Origin of the sequence: Stenotrophomonas chelatiphaga, from assembly GCF_001431535.1 — a bacterium.
GTDB classification, from domain to species: Bacteria; Pseudomonadota; Gammaproteobacteria; order Xanthomonadales; family Xanthomonadaceae; genus Stenotrophomonas; species Stenotrophomonas chelatiphaga.
The window spans coordinates 68,503-92,658 of the sequence record NZ_LDJK01000007.1 but is presented as its reverse complement, the minus strand read 5'-3'; the positions used below and the strand labels follow the sequence as shown (position 1 = coordinate 92,658).

Sequence of the window (24,156 nt, the reverse complement as noted above, 5' to 3'; positions counted from 1 at the left end):
GGAAATACTGCCTCCAGCCATAGGCGTGGGCTTTCATAAATACCGCGCTGGTCAGGATGGCTCCTCGCCAGGGCGCGGCCTGCCAACCCTACAGCGCGGTCAGGTTGGCGTAGGCCATCACCAGCCACTTGCTGCCGGCATCGGCGAACTCCACCTGCACGCGCGCATGCGCGCCGCTGCCTTCGTAGTCGGTGACCATGCCTTCGCCGAACTTGGGATGGGTGACCATCGTGCCGAGCTTCAGCGGCGGCGCTTCGAGCGCGGCATGCCCGCCACGGCTGGCCCCCAGCGATGCCGGCCGCGAGACCTGCACTTTCGGCCGTACTTCATGCAGCAGCTCGCGCGGGATCTCGCGCAGGAAGCGCGACGGCACGCCGTAGTTGTCCTGGCCATGGATGCGCCGTGATTCGGCGTAGCACAGCACCAGCTTCTGCCGCGCGCGGGTGATGCCGACGTAGGCCAGCCGGCGCTCTTCTTCCAGCCGCCCGCTTTCTTCCAGCGAACGCGCGCTCGGGAACAGGCCGTCTTCCATGCCGGCCAGGAACACCAGCGGAAACTCCAGGCCCTTGGCCGAATGCAGGGTCATCAACTGCACGCCGTCTTCGTTGGCCTGGGCCTGGCCTTCGCCTGCTTCCAGCGCGGCATAGGCGAGGAAGGCGACCAGCTCGTCCATGTCCTCCACTTCTTCGACATCGTCGGCCCGGCGCACGAAGCGCGAGGCCACCGACACCAGTTCGTCGAGGTTGTCGGTGCGCGATTCGGAGTCCAGCGCGTTGCGGCTTTCCTTGCTCCAGTGTTCGCGCAGCAGCGAACGTGCCAGCACGTGGTCGATGCGCTCGGCAAGGGTCATGTGCAGGGTCTGCCCCTGCAGTTCATTGACCAGCACCAGGAAGCCCGCCAGCGCATTGCGCGCGCGTGCCGCCAACGCGTTGCCCTGGGTGACCAGCATGGTGGCTTCCCACAGCGAAATGCCCTGCGCGCGCGCCTCACGGCGCACCTCGTCCAGGGTGCGGTCGCCGATGCCACGGGTCGGGGTGTTGACCGCGCGCTCGAAGGCCGCGTCGTCGTTGCGGTTGGACAGCAGCCGCAGGTAGGCCAGTGCGTCCTTGATTTCGGCGCGCTCGAAGAAGCGCATGCCGCCATACACCCGATACGGGACCTGCTCGCTCAGCAGCACTTCTTCCAGCGCGCGCGACTGCGCGTTGCTGCGGTAGAGCACCGCCACTTCGCCGTGGCTGCCGCCATCGCGCACCCACTGGCGGGCGCGCTCGACGATGTAACGTGCCTCGTCCATTTCGTTGTAGGCCGCGTACAGGTCGATCGGATCGCCGTCGCCGCTGTCGGTCCACAGCTCCTTGCCGATGCGGTCCGGATTGTGCGAAATGACCGCGTTGGCCGCGCCCAGGATGTTGGCGGTGGAGCGGTAGTTCTGTTCCAGCCGGATGGTCTGCGCGCCGGGGAAATCGCGCAGAAAGCCCTGCACGTTCTCCACCTTCGCACCGCGCCAGCCATAGATGGCCTGGTCATCGTCGCCGACCACGAACACATGCCCGCTGTCGCCGGCCAGTACGCGCACGAAGGCGTACTGGATGGAGTTGGTGTCCTGGAATTCGTCGACCAGGATCTCGCGGAAGCGCGCGCGGTAGTGCGCCAGCAAGGCGGGGTTGTCGCGCAGCAGCTCATGCGCGCGCAGCAGCAGTTCGGCGAAGTCGACCAGCCCGGCGCGGTCGCAGCGCGCCTGGTATTCGGTGTAAGCCTGGCGCATGGTGTCCAGCCAGGCGTCGTTAGGTTCGGGCTGGATATGCTGCGGGCGGCGGCCCTCGTCCTTCTGTTCGTTGATCCACCAGGCGATCTGCTTGGGCGGGTACTTGCCGTCGTCCAGCTCCAGTGCCTGCACCACGCGCTTGACCAGCCGCAGCTGGTCATCGGAGTCCATCACCTGGAACGAATCAGGCAGCTTGGCTTCGGCCCAATGCAGGCGCAGCAGGCGGTTGGCCAGCCCATGGAAGGTGCCGATCCAGGCGCCGCGGCTGCCATTCGGCAGCTGCGCGTCGATGCGATGGCGCATCTCGCCGGCAGCCTTGTTGGTGAAGGTCACCGCGAAAATGCCATGGGTCGGCACGCCGAACACTTCGTGCAGCCAGGCGATGCGGTGGGTCAGTACGCGGGTCTTGCCGGAGCCCGCACCGGCCAGCACCAGGTGGTGGCCAGGGGGGGCGGACACGGCATCGCGCTGGGCCGGGTTCAGGCCATCAAGCAGGTGGGAGACATCCATGCCCCCATTTTACGGCATCGCTGCTTCGAGCTCCCGCACCGCGTGGCGTGCCGCATCTTCCGCCTGCTGACGCAGTTCAGGCACGGCCAGGCTTTCCCACAACGTGCCGATGCGCAGGCTGCCCAGCACGCCGATGGCGTCATCCGCGTTGCCGTCGGCATCGATCAGCCGGTCACCTGCGGCCTGGCTGTCCAGGCCCAGGCCATGCGGCCCGGGGCGCGCGATGCCTTCGGCCAGCAGCTGCCTCAGCAATGGATTGCGCAGGCCCTCGGCACGCGTCTCCACGCCGGTGGCGTTGACCAGTGCGCCGAGATCCCACTGCACCGCTGCGCCGTGGGACAAGGCGGACAGGCGCAGGCCCGACTCGGTTTCCACCACGCCCTGCAGGCGCACGCGGTGCAGCTGCAGGCGGCCGTCGGCCAGTGCATCGCGCAGCTGTACGTGGACTTCTTCGGCAATCCGGTGCCGATGCACGTCCCAGTGCCGCACCCCATGGCGCAGGAAGCGGCGCTGGTCGGCGTCATCGAGGGTCTGCCACAGCGCCTTGCCCAGCGGACGGATGCGCTCCATCACGCTCTGCCACGGAATGCCCTGCGCTGCGGCCTCGCGGGCATGCCGGCGCAGCGTGCGCAGCCGGGTGCGCAGCGGCATCGCCAGCAAGGGCTGCGGGTCATAGGACGCCGGCGCCCCGTGGGCATGCGGCAACGGCATCAGCGCGTGCCGCGAAAACACGTGCAGCACGCCGCTCTGGCCTGCCGCGAACAACGCCACCACGCTGTCCACCATGCTCAACCCGGAGCCGATGATGCCGATGGCCTGCTCGCCCGCAAGCAGGCGGACGCCATCGTAATCCCAGGCTTCGGCGATGCAGTGGTGTGGCAGGGCGTCGGCGCCGGCCAGCGGGATCGGGCGCACGCTGTTGCCGCAGGCCAGCACGACGTGGCCGGCATCGACAACGGTGCCATCGGTAAGTTCCAGCCGTGCCGCGCCCGCGTGCCGGCGCAGCGACAGCACCGCCTGCGGAACCACCTGCAGCTGCACCGGGCTGCCCTCGCCCGCCTCGGCCAGGCGCTGGCGCAGATACGCCGCGTAATGCCGACGCGGCACGAAGCGGCCTGCCAGCGACGCATCATCATCCTGCGGGAAGGCGTCGACCTGGCGCAGGTGATCGGTGAAATCCGTGGGTTGGTCCGGCAGCGCGCTCATCCGGCCGGCCGGCACGTTGAGCAGGTGCTGCGGTGCCGGCGTGGCATAGGCGATGCCCTCGGCCAGGGTCGAGGCCGGCTCGAACAACTGGACCTGCAGCGGGGCCTTGGCGTGGCGCAGCAGGTGCAGGGCGGTCAGCGCACCGGCGGCGCCACCGCCGATGATGGCCAGGTCGATGCGGTGCGGAGTCGCTGTATCGTTCATGCGGTGATTGTAGGCGAAGGATCGACCAGCGCCTTTACATCAGCGCATCGGCCAGCCGCGCGATGCCTTCGCGGCTGCGCCGCCAGGTGGCCCGCTTGCGCCACTGCGAAAGCTCCAGCGGTCGCGATTGGCGCAGGTAGTCTTCTTCGATATCCAGCAGCTGGCGCACGATCGTGCGGTCATAGCAGAGCAGGCCGATTTCGGCATTCAGCGCGAAGGACCGGATGTCCAGGTTGATCGATCCCAGCAGCGCGATGTCCTCATCCACGCTGAGGTGCTTGGCGTGCAGGAAATGCGGCTCGTACAGCGCGATGCGCACGCCGCTGCGCAGCAGCTCATCGTAGTACGCCTCCTGCGCCCATGCGGTCAGCCGTGCATTGCTGGTGGCCGATACGATCAGCTGCACGTCCACCCCGGACAACGCGGCGATGCGCAGCGCACTCAGCGTGGCCTCGTCGGGCACGAAGTACGGGGTGACCAGCACGATGCGGCGGCGTGCCAGGTGGATCATCGCGTTCACTGCATCGCGCGCGTTGCTGAAGGGGTACGCCGGGCCGCTGGGCAGCAGCTGGGTGGCCACGTCTTCGCTGCACACCGGCACGTCGGCCATCACGTCCAGCCGCTGGCCGGTTTCCATGTACCAGTCGCTGGCGAACACCGCCTCCAGGTGGGCGACGGCCGGACCGCGCAGGCGCGCGACCAGTTCGCGGTTGGGACGGCCGCGCACGAACGAGGCATCGGCCAGGTTCTGCGAGCCGATGTAGCCGACCTTGTTGTCGATCACCGCGATCTTGCGGTGATTGCGCAGGTCCATGCGCCCGCTGCGCCGCCAGCGCAGGCCGCCCGGCAGCATCGCACGCACGTCCACGTCGCGCGCCAGCAGGCGCTTGCGGTAGGCACGCAGGCCGCGCTTGGCGCCCACCGCATCCAGCAGCAGGCGGCACTGCACGCCGCGCGCAGCGGCACGCTGCAGCGCCTCCACGATGGCATCGCCCACCGCATCGTCGAACATCAGGTAATACAGCAGGTGGACGCGCTCTTCGGCCTGGTCGATATCGGCGATCAGGTGCGCCAGCGAATCGTCATAGCCGGTCAGCAGATCCAGCGCGTTGCCGTGCACCGGCATGAAATCGCCCTGCCGTTCCACCAGCGGCACCATTTCGGCGACGGTGGTGTCCGCGTCCGGTTGCCAGCGCAGGGCGGACTGCAGCGCCTGTTCTTCGCGGATCACCTGCGAGGCCTCGGCCTGGCGGCGCAGGCGCTCGCCGGACAGCCACGGGTGGCCGAACAGCAGGTACAGCGGCAGGCCCAGCAGGGGCACGAAGCCGACCAGCAGCAGCCAGCTGCGTGCGGCGCCGGGGGTGGTGCGGGCGGGGATCCACAACAGCGCGGCCAGCCGGATCAGCCAGTCCAGCAGCAGCAGCCATGAGCCCAGCGTCCATTCCAAGAGCATCGCCCCACCCGCGCAAAGGGAGCGCCATTCTGGCACGGGGTGGGTCACGGCCATAAAAAAACCCGCCTCGCGGCGGGTTTCTTCACTCGGGAAGCTCAAGCATCCTGGCGGATTACTTGATCTTGCCTTCCTTGTACGGGACATGCTTGCGCACGACCGGATCGTACTTCAGGAATTCCATCTTCCCGGGGGTGTTCTTCTTGTTCTTGTCCGTCGTGTAGAAGTGGCCGGTACCGGCCGTCGAAATCAGACGGATCTTGTCGCGCTTGCCTGCCATGATCGTTTACTCCTCAGACCTTTTCGCCGCGCGAACGCAGCTCAGCCAGAACGGAGTCGATGCCGTTCTTGTCGATGGTGCGCAGTGCATGCGCGGAAACACGAAGCTTGACCCAGCGGTTTTCGCTGGCGACCCAGAAGCGGCGCTCGTGCAGGTTGGGCAGGAAACGACGACGGGTCTTGTTGTTGGCGTGCGAGACGTTGTTACCCGTCTGCACTCGCTTGCCGGAAACTTGGCATACGCGGGACATTGCGCACCTCGATAATGATGTTTGTCAGCCCGTAGCCCGGGCGACGGCGGCCTCGATGGTTTTCCATCACACGTCAAGAGAATCAAAGGGTTACGCTGACCTGGGCATACCGGAGGACGTGTTGCCGGTACCGCCACCCGGGGTTGACCGGACACAGCGAGCCGCGAAGTATGCCCGGATCAGACCGAACCTGCAAGCCAGGGCAGCTCCACGGTGCCCTCGCCCGCGGCCTGCTACACAGGCGGGATGAAATTACTCGCACTCACCTACGGCACCGAAGGCGACACCCGCCCCCTTACCCTGCTGTGCCGCGGGCTGATCGATGCCGGCCACGAGGTGATGCTGCTCGCCGACGCCGGCACGCTGGGCAGCGCGCAGGCACTGGAGGTGCCGCACGCCGCCCTGCAGGGCGACATCCACGAAGAAGTGGTGGCGCTGCTGTCGCGCGGCAACAGCCCACGGGCCGCCAGCAGCGGACTGGCCCGGATGGCGCGGCGGCATGTGGCCGATTGGATGGGCCAGGCCGACCGGGCCGCTGCAGGCTGTGACGCGGTGCTGGCCGGGGGGCTGGCCGCCTTCGTCGGCCTCAGCGTGGCCGAACGCCACCGCATCCCGGTGATCGGCACCGGCATGATCCCGATCACCCCGACCCGCGCCTTCCCCTCCCCCTTCCTGCCCCCGGGCTGGACACCGGCCGCGCTGAACCGGATCAGCCACCGGCTGGTCACCCGGCTGATCTGGCAGCAGTTCCGCGCACCGATCAACCAGGCCCGGCAAGCGGTGCTGGGCCTGCCCCCGGCAACCACCCCGTGGATCGATGCGCCGATGCTGTACGGCGTGTCGCCCAGCCTGGTGGCCGCACCCGCGGACTGGCCGGCCGACCATCTGGTATGCGGCCAGTGGCGCCTGCCCGACAGCGCCGGGTGGTCGCCCCCGCCCGCCCTGCAGGCGTTCCTGGATGCCGGCGCGCCGCCGGTCTACGTGGGCTTCGGCAGCATGACCGGATTCGACCGCGACGCCGTGCTGTCGGCCCTGCTGCGCATGCTTGAAGGGCGCCGCGTGCTGCTGTCGCCGGGCTGGTCGGGCACGCCGGCGCTGGCGCTGCCGCACGACGTGCACGTGGTGGGGCCGGTGCCGCATGAAGCCCTGTTCCCGCTGACCTCGCTGGTGATCCACCATGGCGGCAGCGGTACCACGCATTCGGCCTGCCGCGCCGGCGTGCCGTCGATGGTGATGCCGTTCGCGGCCGATCAGTTCTTCTGGGCCGACCGCCTGCATCGACTCGGCGTGTCGCCGGCGGCGCTCTCGCCCCGGCGGCTGGACCCCCGGCGACTGTCCGCGGCACTCGCCTTTGCCGAACGCCCGGACGTGCGCGGGCGCGCGGCGGCACTGGGCCGGCAGATGGCAGCCGAAGACGGCGTGGCGACCGGCGTGGCGGCCGTGGCGCGGCTGCTCGGTCAGCCCGTGGCCAACTGCAGCGCCAAGCCGCCAAGCGTATCCGCGCGTTCCCTGTCAGCACCATGAAGCGCGACGAAGTCGCGTGCACAGGCGGCGAACTCGGCACGATCGGACTGTGCGTAGGCGATCGACTGCTGCTGCAGCTGGCGCAGGTCATCCGGCAAGCCCGGCAGCTGCACGGCGCGCAACGACAGCCATAACGCCCCCAGCAGCCGTGCCCTCCGGCTGGTCAGGTCCTGGTGGTTGAGCTGGAAGAATTCGATGGTCACCCGCGCGCGCTCATGGTCGCCACCGCGCGTGCGACGTGGCACGGCCAGTACGCCATCGAAGCGGAGGATGCGCGCGGGGTCGGTGTCCAGGGTACCGAGCGGATACACCAGCAGCGGATCTTCAGCGCGCGCCGCGCGTGGCGTGGATGCGCGCGTGCTGCGTCTGCCGCGTACCGGGAAGAAGTCGGCCTTCAACGTCGAATTGCAGCGCGTGCAGGCAATCACATAGTTCAGCGGGTGGTAGGCCAGCAGGTAGTAACCGCGCGTGCTGGCCCGGCCCACCGCACACGGCGGCAGGAAGCCCACCGCGCCCTTGCCGGTGGCGGGTGGCCACGCGCTGACCCTCGATTTAGGCCGGAAGTGCTCCACCTCGTGGACCTTGCTGGCCAGCGCATGGCCGGCCAGGCGGCTTTCGCAGTAGGCGCATTTCTCATGCTGCAGCTCGATGTAGACCTGCTTGATGTCGCCCCAGAATTCGCTGCCTTCGACGTAGCGGCCCTGTCGCCGGTACTCGGCGGTACGCAGCCGCGCCTTGTCCAGCCAGCGGCGGTCGTGCGCGCTGACCAGTGCACGCAGTTGCGCTTCGGCCACGCGGATGCGGATCATGCCAGGCCCTCCCCCGAGGCGAGCAGCTGCAGATAGGCCACCGCCGCGGCGGCATCGCCGTGCTGGCTGGCCAGCCGCAGGCGCTCCAGCCGGCCGCCCACCGCCGCCGGCCGGGTGGTGGCCAGCCCGAAGTACGGACTGAGCAGCATCTCGTCGGCGCTGCGCCCGTGCACCCGCTCAGGCAACCGACGGCAACGCGTTCCGAGCGTGTCCTTGCGATCAAGCACGATCAGGTTCTGCGGCTGCAGCGCACCGACCACCAGCGGGCTGTGGGTGGTCACGATGAACTGCAGCTTGGGCAGCGCCTGGGACAGGGTGGACAGCAGCGAGCGCTGCCATGCGGGGTGCAGGTGCAGGTCGATCTCATCGACCAGCACCACGCCCTGGTTGTCGGCCAGCCGACGGCCCGACGGTGCGCCCAGGCACAACTGGTGGAGCAGGTCGCCAATCCAGCCGACGTAGGCCTGGTAACCATCGGACAGGCCGGAGAAGGGAAGCTGCGCGCCGTCGATCTCGAACAGCGGCGGGTCCTGGGACGCCGTGGTCGCCATCCGGCAGCCGTCCGGCAGCAGCCGGTTCATCAGGGTGACCACCTGTCGATGGCGGCCGGGATTCTGCGCCGCATACGCAGGCAGCCAGGCGGCAAGTGGCAGCAGTCCGCGGTTGTCGAACAGGCTGGCCACGCGCTGGCGTCGCTGCCGTCCCACCGGCACCGGTGCCGCATCCGCGGCCGCCTGCGCGTGGTCGACCCAGCGCGAGGCGCCGTAGGCCACCAGGAAGAACGCACTGGGCTCACGCACCTGCTGGATCAGCCGCATTTCGCGGCCCAGCTCGGCCTGCTGCGGGCGCAGCCAGTCAAGCAGCTCCATGTCGCCGACACGCTCGATCCGGGCCTGTATCGGCAGTGCCTGCAGCGGCCGTCCGGCGCACGCCAGCAGGTCCTGGCCATGCAGGCGCAGGTCGATGTCGATGCGCGCGGCATCCTCGGCCATGCAGGCGCTGCCGCCACCGGTGCCTGGCGGCCTGCGTACCCAGCCGGTGCGCTCCAGCGTGGCATCGCGTTCGAATACCGGTGCCAGCACGCCGAGCGCGATGGCCCGCAGCACGCTGGATTTGCCCGCGCCGTTGCCGCCGAGCAGCACATGCACGTTGGCAAGCGGCGCGCCCACGGCGGCGTCGCCGTCGCGGCGGAAATCGATGCTGGCGTCGCTGAAAGCGCGCAGGTTCTGGATGCGGATGGCTTCTACGTGCACGCTGGCAGCCCTGTGGACGCCCGGCCGGGCGATCTGCACGGCGCGCATGACTGGCAGGCGCGCCGTGCCTGCAGCCTAGGCGGCACCGGCATGCACCCACCAGAGGCAGCGCGGTCGGTTCATGCCTGCATCAGCGCGGTCACCCAGTCGATGAACACCCGCAGGCGCTGGCTCACATGCCGGGTGGGCGGGAACATCACGTGCATCGGCATGGATTCGATCCGCCAGTCGTCGAACAGCTGCACCAGTTCGCCGCGCGCGGCCGGCGCGGCCGCCATGTACTCCGGCACGCAGATGATGCCCAGGCCGGCCAGGCCGGCGGCGAGATAGGCATCGCCGTCGTCGATGGCGATGACGTGGCGCCCGCGTACGTCGATCTGTTCCTCGCCCCGCTGCATCACGAAGCGGCGCGTGCGTCCGGTTCGGGGTCGCAGGAAGCCGACGGTCAGGTGGTCCGGCCCTTCCAGTTCGCGGGGATGGGCGGGCACGCCATGGCGTTCCAGGTAGCCGGCGCTGGCATGGATGCCGAAGCGGAGATCACCGATATGCCGCGCCACCAGCGACTGCTCGATCGGCTCACCGCCGCGGATCACGCAGTCGACGTTGTCACCGATCAGGTCGACCTCGCGGTCGCTGACCCCGATCTGCAGTTCGATGTCCGGATAGCGCGCGTGGAAGTCCGGCAGCGCCGGCACCAGCAGCAGGCGGGCGAACGGGCTGGGCACATCGATGCGCAGGCGCCCGCGCGGGGCGTCGGTGGCGGTGGAGAGACTGGCTTCGGCCGCGTCCAGTTCGGCGAGCAAATACACCGCCCGGGGATAGTAGAGCTCGCCTTCTGCGGTCAGGTTGACCTGCCGGGTCGTGCGGTTGAGCAGGCGCACGCGCAGGTGGGCCTCCAGCTGCTGGACCCGCTCGGTCACCCGGGTACGGCCCAGCTGCAGGGTCTGCGCCGCCTTGGTGAAGCTGCCGGTTTCCACTACCCGGACGAAGGCGCGCATTGCGTCGAAACGGTCCATGCAGGGCCTGATCTGTCGGATTTGCCGAACAATCTAGGCGGCTTCTGTCGGTTTATCCAGCAGAGCAGGCGGTCCAGCATGTAACCCCGTGCTGCGGCGGCCTGCCGCGGCCCTGATGGAGCAATCCCATGACCCGTGATGTCGTGTTTCCCGCTGGCCGCCAGGCCCTGTACGAACGCAATCGCTATTCGCCGGCGGTGCGTGCCAACGGCTTCCTGTTCGTGTCCGGGCAGGTCGGCAGCCGCGAAGACGGCTCGCCCGAGCCCGAGCTGGAAGCCCAGGTCCGCCGCGCCTTCGACAACCTCAACGCGGTGCTGGCGGCGGCCGGCTGCAGCTTCGACGACGTGGTCGACGTAACGGTGTTCATCGTCGACCCGGAGAAGAATTTCGAAAAGGCCTGGGCGATCGTGCCGGAGTACTGGGGTGAGGCGCCGCATCCCACCCTGACCGGGATCGGCGTGACCTGGCTGTACGGATTCCAGTTCGAGATCAAGGTGATCGCGAAGCTGCCGGCGTAGCGGCGTTGACGGCCAGCGGCCGTCACTACCGGGTGGGGGGATGACCCTCTCCGGTGGGTGACGACCGTTGGTCGTCACGCTGTCCGGTGTCAGAAGCAGTGACGACCAACGGTCGTCACCCACCAGAGGAGGTCGTCACCCACCGGAGCGGGGCGTCACCCACTTGGCCTTCCTTCAGTGTTCGCGGCGGTGCAGCCAGCGGTACAGCACCGGCAGCAGCAGCAGGGTCAGCAGCGTGGACGACACGATGCCGCCGATCACCACCGTCGCCAGCGGCCGCTGTACTTCCGAACCCGCACCGACGTTGAAGGCCATCGGCACGAAGCCCAGCGATGCGACCAGGGCGGTCATCAGCACCGGTCGCAGGCGGCCCAGCGCTCCTTCGCGCACCGCGTCCGGCAGCGCCAGTCCCTGCCCGCGCAGCTGGCGGATGAAGCTGATCATCACCAGTCCGTTGAGCACGGCGACGCCGGACAACGCGATGAAGCCGACCCCGGCGGAGATCGACAGCGGCATGCCGCGCAGTGCCAGCGCCAGCACGCCGCCGGTCAACGCCAGCGGCACCCCGCTGAACACCACCAGCGCGTCGCGACCGGAACCAAAGGCCCAGAACAGCAGCGCGAAGATCAGCACTAGGGTGACCGGCACCACCACCGCCAGGCGCTGGCTGGCCGAAATCAGCTGTTCGAAGCTGCCGCCATAGTCGATCCAGTACCCATTGGGAACCACCACCTGCGTACCCACGGCGGACTGCAGTTCGGCGACGAAACCGCCGAGATCACGGTCACGCACGTTGGCGGTGACCACGATGCGTCGCTTGCCGTTTTCGCGGTTGACCTGGTTCGGCCCTTCGCTGGTTTCAATCCGCGCCAGTTCACGCAGCGGTACCGTGCGCGGTCCGCCGCTGGCCGCGCTGCCGCCGCGGCTCAGCTCGTCGGCGTTGCCGTTGGCCAACGCAGGCTCCAGTGACACCGGCAGGTCCGCCAGCGCCGCCGGATCCTGGCGCAGGGCTTCGGGTAGGCGCACCACGATGTCGAAACGGCGGTCGCCTTCGAACAGTTGTCCGGCCACCGTGCCGCCCACTGCCGTGGCCACGGTGGATTGCACCTGGCCCGGATTGAGCCCGTAACCGGCCAATGCCTGGCGGTCCGGGCGCAGGGTCAGCAGCGGCAGTCCACTGGTTTCCTCCAGCCGCACGTCGGCGGCGCCGGGCACGCCGGAAACCACCTGCTGCACGCGCCGGCCCACCTGCGCCAGCATGTCCAGGTCATCGCCGTAGACCACCACGGCCACGTCCGCGCGCACGCCGGAAATCAGCTCGTTCATGCGCATCTGGATCGGCTGGGTGAACTCGTAGTTGTTGCCGGGCAGCTGTTCCACCGCCGCTTCCAGTTCACCCAGCAGCACGTCGCGTCGCTTGCGCGGATCGGGCCAGTCGCGGCGGTCCTTCATCATCACGAAGGTGTCGGCCACCGACGGCGGCATCGGGTCCGACGCCACTTCCGGCGTGCCGATCTTGGAGAACACCTTGGCCACTTCGGGCACCTGCAGCAGGCGCGTTTCGATCTGCACCTGCATCCGTACCGACTGGCCCAGGCTGGTGCCGGGGATGCGCATGGCATGCATCGCCACGTCCCCCTCGTCCAGGCTGGGAACGAACTCACTGCCGAGGCGGCTGGCCAGCACGCCGCAACCCACCACCAGCACCAGCGCGGTGGCCACCGCCCAGCGCCCACGCTGCAGCACGACGCCCAGCAGCGGCTGGTAGCGCCGGCGCAGCCACGCCATCACCCGGTTTTCCTTTTCCTGCACGCGCCCACCAAGGAACAGCGCGATGGCGGCCGGCACGAAGGTCAGGCACAGCAGCATCGCGCCACTGAGCGCCAGCACCACGGTGATCGCCATCGGGTGGAACATCTTTCCCTCCACGCCGGTCAACGCGAAGATCGGCAGGTAGACCGCGGTGATGATGCCGAGGCCGAATAGGCTCGGGCGGATCACTTCAGCGGTCGCGCTGGCCGTTTCGGCAAAGCGCTCGGCGGCGCTCATGTCGCGTCCCAGCGCATGCTGGCGCTCACCGAAGCGGCGCAGGCAGTTTTCGATGATGATCACCGCGCCATCGACGATCAGACCGAAGTCCAGCGCACCCAGGCTCATCAGGTTGGCCGATACCCCGCCACGGGCCATGCCGGTCAGGGTGAACAGCATCGCCAACGGGATCACCGCCGCGGTGATCAGCGCCGCACGCACGTTGCCGAGCAGCAGGAACAGCACCACCACCACCAGCAGCGCGCCTTCCAGCAGGTTCCTGGCGACGGTGCTGATGGTGCGGTCCACCAGCGCGGTGCGGTCGTAACTGGCGGTGGCGGTGACCCCTTCGGGCAGGCTGCGCTGTGCCTGCGCCAGTTTCGCGGCGGCGGCCTGGGCCACCTCGCGGCTGTTCGCACCGACCAGCATCACCACCGTGCCCATCACCACCTCGTGGCCGTCCTGGGTGGCCGCGCCACTGCGCAGCTCCGCGCCTTCGGCGACCTCGGCCACGTCATGCACATGGATCGGCACGCCTTCGCGGCGGTCCAGCACGATGTTGCCGATCTCTTCCAGGTTGGCCACCTGGCCGGGGATGCGCACCAGGAACTGCTGTCCGTTGCGTTCGATGTAGCCGGCGCCCACGTTCTGGTTGTTGGCTTCCACTGCAGCGGCCACCTCTTCCAGCGTGAAGCCGAGTGCGCGCAGGCGTGCCGGGTCCGGAGTGATGTGGACCTGGCGCTGGAAGCCGCCGATGGTGTTGACTTCGGTGACTCCGGGCACGGTGCGCAGCTGCGGCCGGATCACCCAGTCCTGCAGGGTACGCAGGTCGGTGGCGGTGTACGCCGTGCCATCGGGCTTGCGCGCGCCGGGCGCGGCGTCGACGGTGTACATGAAGATTTCGCCGAGCCCGGTGGCGATCGGCCCGAGCTGCGGATCCAGTCCGGCGGGCAGCTGCGAGCGGACCTGCTGCAGGCGTTCGGCCACCTGCTGGCGGGCGAAGTACAGGTCGGTGCCGTCGTCGAACACCACGGTTACCTGGGACAGCCCGTAGCGCGACAGCGAACGCACCTGCTCCAGCGCCGGCAGCCCGGCCATCGCGGTTTCCACCGCGTAGGTGATGCGTTGTTCGCTCTCCAGCGGCGAATAGCCGGGCGCTGCGGTGTTGATCTGCACCTGCACGTTGGTGATGTCCGGCGTGGCATCGATGGGCAGCCGGCCAAAGCTCCAGATGCCCACCAGCACCAGCACCGCGGTCAGCGCCATCATCAGCCAGCGATGGGTGATGGCGCCGCCGATCATGCGTTCCAGCAGGCCCGGACGAGCGCGATCGTCGCGCGGCTCAGTGCTCATGCGCTGCCCCCGCCTTGCCGATGTCGGCCTTCACCGTGTAGCTCTGCTCCACCACCACCTGTTCCCCGGCCTGCAGGCCAGCGGTGATTGCGACCTGGCGCGCATCGCGTGCGCCCAACTGGACCACGCGTGCCTGGTAGGTGTCGCCTTCGCGGACGAACACCACGTCCTTGCCTTCCAGTGACTGCAGTGCGGTCAGCGGTACCGCCAGCGGCGCCGGTGTGCTGGCCACCACGATGCGCGCGCGCACCGCGGCACCCGGCCGCCACAGGCCATCGGCGTTGTCGATGGTGGCCCGGGCCACCGTGCTCTGGCTGGCGGTGGCGGTACCGGGCAGCACGCGTTCGAGGGTCGCGGTCTGGGTGATGCCGTCGGTCATGCGGGTGATGGTGACCGGCACACCGGCGGTGATGTGCTGGGTGTCAGCGCCGAAGATGTGCAGGTCGACCCACAGCTGGGACAGGTCGCCGATGTCGAACAGCACCTGGCCTTCGGCCGCCACCGCACCCAGCTGCACCTGCCGCGACAGCACCACGCCGGAGATCGGCGCGGCGATGCTGTAGGTGGTCAGGCTGAGGTTGCTTTCAATGCTGGCCAAGGGCTGGCCCGCACGCACGCGGTCACCGACATTGGCGCGCAGCGCGCGCACCGGTCCGGGAAAACGCGCGGTGACCTGTGCGCTGCGCCCATCGACCGGCGCCAGCAGGCCCTGTACTTCGTGCTCATCGGCGATGGTGCCGGGGCCCACCGCGGCGCTGACGATGCCGGCGGCGCGTGCCTGCGCGTCGGTGATGCGGGTACTTTCCGCAGCCGCTTCATCCTCATGCGCTTCGCCTTCGGGGTGCGCGTGGGTGTCTTCGGCGGAGGCGGGGTCAGCCGGCTTGCCGCTGCAGCCTGCCAGCAGGGCGCACAGCAGCAGGATCGCGAGCATGCGGCGCATGGCCACGGGGGTGCGGGTCATGGTGCGGTTCCTTCGGTGGCGGTGGAGGTGACGGTTGCGACCAGCGGCTGACCGGTCAGCCGCTGGAGTTCAATCAGGGCGAGCTGCGCGGACAGCGCGGCATCCAGCTGTCGCTGCCGGGCCTCGGTCCGCATCGCCTGCAGCTGGGCCCATTCCAGGTAACTGATGGCACCGGCACGCCACGCGGTTTCGGCGGCTTTTTCGGCACGACGCAGCTGCGGCAGCACGTCGCGGTCCATGCGGGTGACCTCCAGCCGGGCGGTGCTGTAACGCCCGTGTGCTTCGGCCAGGGTGGCGTGCAGCTGCAGCGCGCGGCCCTGCCGCTCCACGCCGCTCATTTCCAGTTCGCTGCGAGCGGCACGGAGCTCCGGATCCGCGCGCCGGGCGTTGCCCAGCGGCACGCTGAAGCTGCCCACCAGCGACGAATCGCGACTGGCGCGGTCGTTGCGCACGCCGAACTGCCAGGACACATCACCGCGCTGCTGGCTGCCGGCCAGCTGCAGCTGGGCCTGGCGCATGCGCTGTTCGCCAGCGATCAGCGCCAGCTCCGGCGTCCGTTCGAGCAGGTCGGCCAGCTGGCTGAAGTCCTGCAGGGCAGGCAGCTGCAGCGGATCCCCAGTGGCCACGTCGAAGTCGACCTCGCGTGCGTTCCACAGCGCAGCCAACGACAGCCGCGCCGCGCTGCCCTCCTGCAGGGCACGGTCCCTGTCCAGCTCGGCCTGGGCCAGCGCCGCCTGCGCGGTCATCAACGTGGACGCCGGCGAGGCGCCGGCGGTGAGCCGCAGCTGCGCCGCCTGCACCGCGCGGCGACGCTGTTCGATGTCATCCAGTGCGATGCGCTGGCGAGCGGCAGCGAGGGTGATCGCCAGGTAGCGACGCGCTACCTCGGCCATCATGTCCAGGCGGATGATCTCGCGCTGCGGCGCCAGCGCATCAAGGTTGGCCTGGGCGACGGCGCGGCGGGCATCCAGCTTGCCGCCCCTTTCCAGTACACCGGCCAGCGACACGGTGGTCTCCAGCGCGTCGACGCCGCGGCTGTCGCCACTGCCGAGTGCGTTTTCAAGGTCCACGCCGAACACCAGCGGCGGTGCCAGGCCGGCAGCGTCGAAGCGGGCGCGGGCGGCCTGCTGCTGCAACGGCAGCAGGCGCAGGTCGGGATGCGTGCGTGCAACACGGTCGACCGCCGCATCGAGCGTCAACGGGGCAGCGGGCAACGTCACCTGCGCGTTGGCGCATGGCGACAGCACCAGGACCGCAAGCGCGGCCAGGCGTTTGAACATGGGGTTTCTCCAGCAATCTCAGGACAGGATCGGTTGCTCCGCCAGCGGCGGATCGCGGATCAGGCCTGGATCGGGGGACGCAGCGGGCTGTCCTGCGGGGCGGGACGCCAGCTGGCATCCAGTGGGCCGTGGGTCGCCCGGGCCGGCGCGGCGATCAGTTCCCAGCCTGCATGGGCGAAGGGCAGCACGCCGCCCTGGCCATGGCAATGACCGCAGTGCACCAGCGCATGCAGCAGGCGCGCGCTGGTGTCGTCGTCGTCATGGCCGGTTTCGGCTTCTGCGTCCCCATGGGGCAGCGCGGGATGATCGGCATGCGACAGTTCGTGCAGGTCACCCAGCGCCGACGCCAACGCGCCCCCGGCCGTGCCAAGCGCCACCACCACCAGCATCAGCAGGCGGAGCAGGAACAACCGGCGGTGGCGCAGCGAGCGGATCATCACCGGCAGGGTAGCGAGCGCAGCGCGCGTTACACAATCGCAGTGCGAAGCCGTGCCGATGCTAGAGATGGGTGGTCTCCAGATCATGCAGGGAGGCGCCGGCGACCTCGTGCATGCCGGGCGGCAAGGCGCCCTTCAGGGCGTCCAGCGTCTCGAAGTGCCTGCCGCGCACGCCGTTCCAGCCGCTGTTCGCGGTGTCGGCGACGTGCAGATGCCAGCCCCTGTCGGAGTGCTCCAGCGCGGTACGCACCAGCTGCGGCGTCCGCTGCGAGCGATGCACCAGCATGAAGGCACCCTGCTCCGCCTGCCGTATGGCGAAGCTGCCTGGCCGTTGGAACTGCGTGCACAGCACCCGATAGGCGGCGTGGGCCGGCACCTTGCCGGCATCGAGATTGAACAGATACTCCGGGTTGTTGAGGTAACCACGGTGCCGGCGATAATCGGCTTCGATGACGAAGCGTTCCGGGGCGCTCAGTACGTTGCTGATGCCCGGCGGAGCATGCTCGCCGTAACACGGCATGCCGCACATCAGGATCACGCTGGCATCAGCGGCCGCGTTTGTTACCGCATGGGGTCGCAACGCGCTGTCCGCATTGGAGCGGACAGCAACGCCGCGGCTTGTCGACGCGGCCGGAACGACCGGACTGTGATGTACCGGTTGCAACATGCGGGAGGCCTGTCTGTGCATTCAGACAAGCCTGCCGCAACGCAGGATCCGCGCTACCAGTAATCAGCCTTTGCGCCGTTCGACGATGAATGCCTGGATCTGCTTTTCCAGCACCGGCAAGGGCACCGAGCCCTGCTGCAGCACGGCGTCGTGGAAGGCCTTGATGTCGAACTGGTCACCCAGTTCCTTTTCCGCCTGCGCGCGCAGCCGCACGATCGCGATCTCGCCCAGCTTGTAGCTCAGCGCCTGGCCCGGCCAGGAGATGTAGCGGTCCACTTCGGTGGACACTTCGTGCTCGCTCAGCGCGGTGTGGTCGCGCAGGTAGGCCAGCGCCTGGTCGCGGCTCCAGCCCTTGCTGTGCACGCCGGTATCGATCACCAGCCGCGCCGCACGCCACATTTCGTAGGTCAGCCGGCCGAAGTCTTCGTAGGGGGTTTCGTAGATGCCCATCTCCACGCCCAGCTTTTCGCAGTAAAGGCCCCAGCCTTCGCCGTAGGCGGAGATGTAACTGTTGCGACGGAACTCCGGCAGTTCGCCCTGTTCGGCCGCCAGCGCACCCTGCAGCGCATGGCCCGGATCGGACTCGTGCAGGGTCAGTGCCGGCAGGTTGTACAACGGGCGCGCAGGCAGGTTGTAGGTGTTGAGCCAGTAGGTGCCCATGCCGCCGCGGCCGGCGGTCCAGAACGGGGCGATGTCCGGCGGCACCGGCACGATGGTGAAGCGCGCGCGCGGCAGCGTCATGTACCTGCCGATCACCCCGTCCACGCGCTTGGAGATCCATGCCGCGCGATGCAGCAGCTCGTCGGGGGTCTTGGCATAGAACTGCGGATCGGTACGCAGGAAGGTCAGGAACTCGCCGAAGCTGCCCTTGAAGCCCACCTGCTTGATGATGGCGTTCATTTCCGACTGGATGCGTGCCACCTCGGCCAGGCCGATCGCGTGGATCTCATCCGGGCTCAGGTCCAGCGTGGTGTATTCGTGGATCTGCTGCCTGTAGAACGCCTTGCCGTCGGGCATGGCCTCGGCGGCCAGCGTGGTGCGTGCCTTGGGCACGTACTCCTGCAGGAAGAAGCTGCGCAGCTGCTGGAAGGCCGGGATGACCTTGCCGGCGATCGCCTCGCGGGCCTGCGCCTGCAGCTGCGCCTGCTCGGCGGCGGGAATGCTGGAAGGCAGCTTCTTGAACGGTGCGTACAGCGGCGACTGGGTCGGATCGGTGAGGTCGGCGACGTTGGAAATCGCTACTTCGCGGCCATCCAGCACCGCGCGCGGGACGCTGAAGCCACGGGCCAGGCCGGCCCGCATGTTGTCGGTCTGCTGGGAGAAATAGCGCGGCACGTCGTTGAGGCGCGCGATGTAGTTGCGATGGTCCTGCGCGGTCTTCATCTCGCGACGGGCCATGAAGGAGAGGTTGGACCAGAACGAGGAATCCGAATTGAACGGCATCTCGTAGCTGCGCAGGCGCACTTCCTCGGCCAGGTTGAACACCTGGTCGCGGTAGATCGCTAGGTTGACCTGGTTGACCGCCGACAGGGCCTTGGCATCCACTCCATCCAGCTGCTTCAGCACGCCGTCCCAGACCGCAAGCCGTGCCTGTTGTGCGGCCGGGCCGACATCGGGCATGCGCGCGGCGCTTTCCGGAGCGTCACCGTCCTCGCTGGCTTCGCCTCCACCGGCCTGGCGCCACGCCCATTCCTTTTCGTAGATCGCGCGGAAGGCAGCGTCGGCTGCGCTTTCATTGGCAACGCTGGCCGGCGCCGCCGTGGCAACCGGCGGGGCCGCATGGACAAGCGCGGGAGCAGACAGGGCAAGCAGCAGGGCAACGGCAAGGCGGGTTTTCACGAGCGACAGATTCCCGGGGAGGCAGGCCTTCGATGATGGCACCGATGCGGCCCTGCTACATGGGTCGAACGTCCTGCCCGCTGCCTAGTGAACGGCCTTGTCGCGCTTCCAGCCGCGGTGGGCGATATCCAGCTTCAGGCTGTACAGCGCGGTGAACGCCGGAAACAGGTTCTGCAGCACGCCGACCGAATCCTGTTTCGCGGAAAACAGGAAGTAGCTCAGCGTCATCAGGCTGCCGACCACGCTCATGTACCAGAACAGCCGCGGGATCACCGGCTTGCCGGCGCGCCGCGAGGCGACGAACTGCACCAGCCAGCGGCCGCCGAACATCAGCGCGCCGGTGTAGCCGATCAGCTTCCAGCCGGTGACGTGCAGCCCGGTCCAGTACAACCAGGTCAGCGGCTGGTCGAGCAGGGACAGCTCCATCAGCGCTCTTCCACGGCGGTACGGCGGCTGCGTGTGATCAGCCACGCCACCCCGCGCAGATCGCGCAGTCCGACCAGCCCGCGCTGCAGGTTGTTGTACTTGGATACCCCCGCGGTGCGCGGGCGGTGGTTGACCGGCACGCTCTGCGTGCTCCAGCCGGCACGCTGCATCAGTGCCGGCAGGTAACGGTGCATGTGGTCGAAGTAGGGCAGGTCCAGGAACGCCTCGCGTTCGAACAGCTTGATGCCACAGCCGGTATCGGGGGTGGCATCCTGCAGCACGCGCGCGCGGATCGCATTGGCCCAGCGGCTGGCCCAGCGTTTGCTGCCGCTGTCCTTGCGGTTGACCCGCCAGCCGGCGAACAGCTTGACCCGGGCATCGGCGGCGGCGCGGGCCTGGAGCAGTTTCGGAATGTCGGCAGGATCGTTCTGGCCATCGCCGTCCAGCGTGGCGATCCAGGCACCGCGCGCCTGCTTGACCCCGGTGCGGACCGCCGTGCTCTGCCCGCTCTGGCTGACATGGTGCAGCACGCGCAGCTCCGGCGTGGTGGCCTTCAGGCCCTGCAGCACGGCCAGGGTGTCGTCGCGGGAGTGGTCGTCGACGTAGACGATCTCGAAGGCGGTGCGTCCGCGCAATGCCGCGGTGATTTCAGCCACCAGCGCGGCGACGTTGTCACGCTCGTTGAACACCGGGACGACGACGGAAAGCTCAGGATGACTCATCGGGAACTCGGCGAAGGGAGGGACAAACAGCGCGCATTCTCCGCAGCCGAGGTTATCCGAAGATGAACCTGGTTGCCCAGATGCGCCGCTTTCAGGCGCGCTCGCCGAAATACGCCCGGCACCATGCCACCACCGGCGGCAGGCCCTGTTCGATCGACAGCGACGGCGAGTAGCCGAAAGCGTCATGGGCGCGACGGGTATCGGCCATCGTGCGCACCATGTCGCCGGCCTGCATCGGCTTGTAGACCTTGCAGGCAGCACGACCGGCAGCACGCTCGATGACGTCGATGAACCGCTCCAGCTCCACCGGGGTATGGTTGCCCAGGTTGAACACATGGTGCGGCACCGGCTCAGCGCTGGGATGGGAGAGCGCGCCAAGGATGCCGGCCACGATGTCGGAAACATGTGTGAAATCCCGCTGCATCCGCCCTTCGTTGAACACCTCGATCGGCCGCCCGGCCAGCACCGCACGCGCGAACAGCAGCGGCGCCATGTCCGGTCGCCCCCAAGGACCGTACACGGTGAAGAAGCGCAGCCCGGTCGCCCGCAGGCCGTACAGCTGGGCGTAGCTGTAGGCCATCAGTTCGTTGGCGGCCTTGGTGGCGGCATACAGCGAGCGCGGCTGGTCCACGCGCTGGTCTTCGGAAAACGGCGGGATCGCCGAATCGCCATACACCGAACTGCTGCTGGCGTAGACCAGGTGCTGCACGCCATGACGGCGGCAGGCCTCCAGCATGTTGACGAAGCCGCTGAGGTTGCTGTCGACGTAGGCCTGCGGATTTTCCAGCGAATAACGCACGCCGGCCTGCGCCGCCAGGTGGATCACCGCGCGCGGCTGCACCTGGTCGAACAGCGCGGCCAGGCCGTCGCGGTCGGTCAGCTCCAGGGTGCGCAGATCCAGCTGCGGGCACAGCGCGGCCACGCGGTCACGCTTGAGCTGCGGATCGTAATAGGCGTTGAAGTTGTCCAGGCCGACCACCGCCTGGCCGGCCTGCAGCAGCGCCTGCGCCGTGTAGGCCCCGATGAATCCCGCAGCACCGGTGAGCAGGATCGTCATGCCGTGGCTCAGCCGCGCTGGGCCCGCAGCCTTTCCAGCACGCCATCGAGCGTGTCCAGATCGGTGTAGTGGATGACCAGCTTGCCCTTGCCCCCGCGCCCGTGGTTGATCGCCACCTTGGCACCGAGCGATTCGCTCAGCTCGGTTTCCAGCGAGGCGATATCGGCCTGCGGTGCGGTGCGCGGCGCCGGCTGCGGGCGGTTGCCCGGTATCTTGCCGGCGGCGAATGCCTGCGCGCGGCGCTCCACTTCGCGTACCGACCAGCCTTCGTCGGCCGCTTCCTGGGCCAGCTTGCCGGCCAGTTCCGGGGCCAGCGTCAGCAGCGCGCGGGCGTGGCCCATTTCCAGCCGGCGTGATTCCAGCAGCACGCGGATCGCGATCGGCAGTTCCAGCAGGCGCAGCAGGTTGGACACCGACGCACGCGAACGGCCGACCGCTTCGGCCGCTTCGGCATGGGTCAGGGTGAACTCACTGATCAGCCGGTGCAGCGCTTCGGCCTCTTCCAACGGGTTGAGGTCTTCGCGCTGGATGTTCTCGATCAGCGCCATCGCGATGACGGTGCGGTCTTCCAGTTCGCGCACCACCACCGGGACTTCGTCCAGCCCGGCCAGCTGCGATGCACGCCAGCGGCGTTCACCGGCGACGATTTCGTAATTGCCGCCCGGCAGCTGGCGCGCCAGGATCGGCTGGATCACGCCCTGCGAACGGATGGAATCGGCCAGCTCGGCGAGCTTGGCCTGGTCCATCTCGCGCCGCGGCTGGTACTTGCCCGGCTGCAGCTCGCCGATCGGCAGCCGGCGCAGCACTTCACCGGGCAGCGGCTCGATCACCGCAGTGGCCTGCACCTGGCTCACCGAAGCCTTCGGTCCCAGCAGGGCGTCCAGGCCGCGGCCGAGGCCACGCTTCTTCCCTGCGGCGGGCTTGGTGGTCATCAGGCAGTCTCCACGGCCTTGGCGGCCTTGTTGCGATCGTTGTTGCGACGGATGATCTCGCCGGCCAGGCCGAGGTAGGCCACGCCGCCGCGCGATGCACGGTCGTAGCCGACGATGCTCTGGCCATGGCTGGGCGCTTCGGCCAGGCGCACGTTGCGCGGCACGATGGTGCGGAACACCAGGTCACCGAAGTGTTCGGTGAGCTCGCCGGACACCGCGTTGGCCAGGTTGTTGCGCACGTCGAACATGGTGCGCAGCACGCCTTCGATTTCCAGTGCCGGATTGAGGTTGCCGCGCAGCGCTTCGATGGTTTCCACCAGTGCGCTCAGGCCCTCCAGCGCGTAGTACTCGCACTGCATCGGCACCAGCACCGAATCGGCGGCGGCCAGGGCGTTCAGGGTCAGCAGCGAGAGCGCCGGCGGGCAGTCGATCAGGATGTAATCGTACTCATCGCGGATCGGTGCCAGCGCGCGCTTGAGGCGCTGTTCGCGCTCGCCCTGCCCCATCAGCTGGATCTCGGCGGCAGTCAGGTCGATGTTGCCTGGCAGCAGGTCGTAGCCTTCAGCCGACTTCACCCGCACTTCCGCCGCGGTGCTCTCGCCCAGCAGCAGGTCATAGGTGGACGAGACCAGCTCGCGTTTTTCCACGCCGCTGCCCATCGTCGCGTTGCCCTGCGAATCCAGGTCCACCAGCAGGACGCGCTTGGGGGCGTGGGACAGGGCGGCGGACAGGTTGACGGCGGTCGTGGTCTTGCCGACGCCACCCTTCTGGTTGGCGATGGCGATGATGCGGGCCATGCGGGTGAGCCTCGTCGACGGTTGCTGGGGCTGGTCATTATGCGTACAACCGGCCCCGGGCGGAAATCGGGATGTGCCGGGACCTTGCCGGACAAGGATCGGCGCAGCCCTTCAAGGACCGGTGATGGTCACCAGGTGGCGCTCGCCGGACAGCCCGGGAACCTGCAGCGGCACCACATCGCGCACGCGCCAGCCGGCCGGCAGCGCGGCGATTTCTTCGTGCGGATGGATGCCCTTCATCGCCAGCAGCACCCCACCGGGACGCAGCAGGTGGCCGCCGACGCGCACGATGCCTTCCAGCGTATCCATCGCACGCGCGGTGATCTGGTCGTACTGGCCGGGTTCGTCCAGGGCTTCGGCGCGCGATTCGGCGACCCGCGCGTTGCCCAGTTGCAGTTGGCGCACGGCTTCGCGCATGAAGCGCGCTTTCTTGCCATTGCTTTCCACCAGGGTCACCTGCAGGCCGGGACAGGCGATGGCCAGCGGAATGCCGGGCAGCCCGGGACCAGTGCCCAGATCGGCCAGCGTGCCATCGGCCACGTGCGGCTGCATCGCCAGCGAATCCAGCAGGTGGCGGGTCACCATCTCCTGCGGATCGCGCACGGCGGTGAGGTTGTAGGTCTGGTTCCAGCGGTGCAGCAGGGCCAGGTAACGCAGCAGCGGCGGCGCCAGCTCGGCGGCCAGCCCCATGTCGGCCAGGCCACGCTGCAGCGTGTCGGCGACGGCAGGCGGAAGATTGTGTTCGCTCATGGCGTGATTATCGCCGGTTTATTGCCATTGCGTTGATCGGGCCGGCCTTGGTAGCGCCGAGCCATGCTCGGCGGACGCTGTCCGACGCCGCGCTTCGCGCTCGCCGAGCATGGCTTGGCGCT

General features: G+C 68.5%; 22 protein-coding genes. 2 read left to right on the top strand and 20 right to left on the bottom strand.

From position 1 onward, the window contains the following. Nucleotides 1-88: 88 nt before the first annotated feature. The 5 genes from uvrD to rpmB all read right to left on the bottom strand — a co-directional run bounded on the left by uvrD (nucleotide 89) and on the right by rpmB (nucleotide 5,665). Nucleotides 89-2,275 (bottom strand): DNA helicase II, encoded by a 2,187-nt coding sequence (uvrD, locus tag ABB28_RS02565; RefSeq protein ID WP_057507114.1) that lies wholly within the window; start codon nucleotides 2,273-2,275, stop codon nucleotides 89-91. Nucleotides 2,276-2,284: 9 nt separating this feature from the next. After that, the gene (locus tag ABB28_RS02560; protein WP_057507113.1) at nucleotides 2,285-3,685 is read right to left on the bottom strand and encodes an FAD/NAD(P)-binding protein; all 1,401 of its coding nucleotides are present in this window, start codon (nucleotides 3,683-3,685) and stop codon (nucleotides 2,285-2,287) included. Between the two features lie 34 nt (nucleotides 3,686-3,719). Then, the gene (gene cls, locus ABB28_RS02555) at nucleotides 3,720-5,138 is read right to left on the bottom strand and encodes a cardiolipin synthase (RefSeq protein ID WP_057507112.1); all 1,419 of its coding nucleotides are present in this window, start codon (nucleotides 5,136-5,138) and stop codon (nucleotides 3,720-3,722) included. 112 nt (nucleotides 5,139-5,250) lie between these two features. Continuing rightward, on the bottom strand, nucleotides 5,251-5,418 hold the full coding sequence (gene rpmG, locus ABB28_RS02550) for a 50S ribosomal protein L33 (RefSeq protein ID WP_182339464.1): 168 nt from the start codon (nucleotides 5,416-5,418) through the stop codon (nucleotides 5,251-5,253). Nucleotides 5,419-5,428: 10 nt separating this feature from the next. Then, on the bottom strand, nucleotides 5,429-5,665 hold the full coding sequence (gene rpmB / locus ABB28_RS02545) for a 50S ribosomal protein L28 (protein WP_019185625.1): 237 nt from the start codon (nucleotides 5,663-5,665) through the stop codon (nucleotides 5,429-5,431). Between the two features lie 246 nt (nucleotides 5,666-5,911). Between rpmB and ABB28_RS02540 the strand changes: the two genes are divergently transcribed. After that, entirely contained in the window at nucleotides 5,912-7,189 is a 1,278-nt protein-coding gene (locus tag ABB28_RS02540) for a glycosyltransferase (RefSeq protein WP_057507111.1), read from the top strand. Here the strand turns inward: ABB28_RS02540 and ABB28_RS02535 are convergent. The 3 genes from ABB28_RS02535 to ABB28_RS02525 form a co-directional block, all read right to left on the bottom strand. Further along, on the bottom strand, nucleotides 7,123-7,998 hold the full coding sequence (locus ABB28_RS02535; protein WP_057507110.1) for a hypothetical protein: 876 nt from the start codon (nucleotides 7,996-7,998) through the stop codon (nucleotides 7,123-7,125). The two genes, ABB28_RS02540 and ABB28_RS02535, sit on opposite strands and share 67 nt — an antisense overlap. Then, entirely contained in the window at nucleotides 7,995-9,251 is a 1,257-nt protein-coding gene (locus tag ABB28_RS02530) for an AAA family ATPase (RefSeq protein WP_161809841.1), read from the bottom strand. Before ABB28_RS02530 ends, ABB28_RS02535 begins: the two co-directional genes overlap by 4 nt. Nucleotides 9,252-9,370: 119 nt before the next feature. Further along, entirely contained in the window at nucleotides 9,371-10,267 is an 897-nt protein-coding gene (locus tag ABB28_RS02525) for a LysR family transcriptional regulator (RefSeq protein WP_057507108.1), read from the bottom strand. A gap of 128 nt (nucleotides 10,268-10,395) precedes the next feature. Between ABB28_RS02525 and ABB28_RS02520 the strand changes: the two genes are divergently transcribed. Beyond that, entirely contained in the window at nucleotides 10,396-10,785 is a 390-nt protein-coding gene (locus ABB28_RS02520) for a RidA family protein (RefSeq protein ID WP_057507107.1), read from the top strand. A gap of 174 nt (nucleotides 10,786-10,959) precedes the next feature. Here the strand turns inward: ABB28_RS02520 and ABB28_RS02515 are convergent, their stop codons facing one another. The 12 genes from ABB28_RS02515 to rsmG form a co-directional block, all read right to left on the bottom strand. Beyond that, nucleotides 10,960-14,115 carry an efflux RND transporter permease subunit gene (locus ABB28_RS02515; protein WP_425479499.1) on the bottom strand — a complete coding sequence of 1,052 codons (3,156 nt, stop codon included), beginning with the start codon at nucleotides 14,113-14,115 and terminating at the stop codon, nucleotides 10,960-10,962. Nucleotides 14,116-14,155: 40 nt separating this feature from the next. Beyond that, nucleotides 14,156-15,127, bottom strand: a complete 972-nt coding sequence (locus ABB28_RS02510) for an efflux RND transporter periplasmic adaptor subunit (RefSeq protein ID WP_057507106.1) — start codon at nucleotides 15,125-15,127, stop codon at nucleotides 14,156-14,158. Further along, nucleotides 15,124-16,407: a TolC family protein gene (locus tag ABB28_RS02505; RefSeq protein WP_057507105.1), complete on the bottom strand. Its 1,284-nt coding sequence runs from the start codon at nucleotides 16,405-16,407 to the stop codon at nucleotides 15,124-15,126. The genes ABB28_RS02510 and ABB28_RS02505 overlap by 4 nt, the downstream gene beginning before the upstream one ends. A 59-nt stretch (nucleotides 16,408-16,466) precedes the next feature. Continuing rightward, nucleotides 16,467-16,844, bottom strand: coding sequence for a hypothetical protein (locus tag ABB28_RS02500; protein WP_057507104.1), 378 nt, complete (start codon nucleotides 16,842-16,844; stop codon nucleotides 16,467-16,469). Nucleotides 16,845-16,905: 61 nt separating this feature from the next. Further along, complete coding sequence (locus tag ABB28_RS02495; protein ID WP_152983363.1) at nucleotides 16,906-17,382, bottom strand: hypothetical protein; 477 nt, start codon at nucleotides 17,380-17,382, stop codon at nucleotides 16,906-16,908. A 192-nt stretch (nucleotides 17,383-17,574) separates the two neighbouring features. After that, nucleotides 17,575-19,350 carry a DUF885 domain-containing protein gene (locus tag ABB28_RS02490; RefSeq protein WP_057507102.1) on the bottom strand — a complete coding sequence of 592 codons (1,776 nt, stop codon included), beginning with the start codon at nucleotides 19,348-19,350 and terminating at the stop codon, nucleotides 17,575-17,577. An 84-nt stretch (nucleotides 19,351-19,434) separates the two neighbouring features. Beyond that, nucleotides 19,435-19,776: a lipid-A-disaccharide synthase N-terminal domain-containing protein gene (locus tag ABB28_RS02485; RefSeq protein WP_057507101.1), complete on the bottom strand. Its 342-nt coding sequence runs from the start codon at nucleotides 19,774-19,776 to the stop codon at nucleotides 19,435-19,437. After that, nucleotides 19,776-20,498 carry a glycosyltransferase family 2 protein gene (locus tag ABB28_RS02480; protein WP_057507100.1) on the bottom strand — a complete coding sequence of 241 codons (723 nt, stop codon included), beginning with the start codon at nucleotides 20,496-20,498 and terminating at the stop codon, nucleotides 19,776-19,778. Before ABB28_RS02480 ends, ABB28_RS02485 begins: the two co-directional genes overlap by 1 nt. A gap of 91 nt (nucleotides 20,499-20,589) precedes the next feature. Beyond that, on the bottom strand, nucleotides 20,590-21,555 hold the full coding sequence (locus tag ABB28_RS02475) for an NAD-dependent epimerase/dehydratase family protein (RefSeq protein ID WP_057507099.1): 966 nt from the start codon (nucleotides 21,553-21,555) through the stop codon (nucleotides 20,590-20,592). 8 nt (nucleotides 21,556-21,563) lie between these two features. Continuing rightward, entirely contained in the window at nucleotides 21,564-22,490 is a 927-nt protein-coding gene (locus tag ABB28_RS02470) for a ParB/RepB/Spo0J family partition protein (RefSeq protein ID WP_425479498.1), read from the bottom strand. Further along, entirely contained in the window at nucleotides 22,487-23,284 is a 798-nt protein-coding gene (locus ABB28_RS02465) for a ParA family protein (protein WP_057507097.1), read from the bottom strand. The genes ABB28_RS02470 and ABB28_RS02465 overlap by 4 nt, the downstream gene beginning before the upstream one ends. A gap of 111 nt (nucleotides 23,285-23,395) precedes the next feature. Next, the gene (rsmG, locus tag ABB28_RS02460) at nucleotides 23,396-24,034 is read right to left on the bottom strand and encodes a 16S rRNA (guanine(527)-N(7))-methyltransferase RsmG (protein ID WP_057507096.1); all 639 of its coding nucleotides are present in this window, start codon (nucleotides 24,032-24,034) and stop codon (nucleotides 23,396-23,398) included. Nucleotides 24,035-24,156 lie beyond the last annotated feature (122 nt).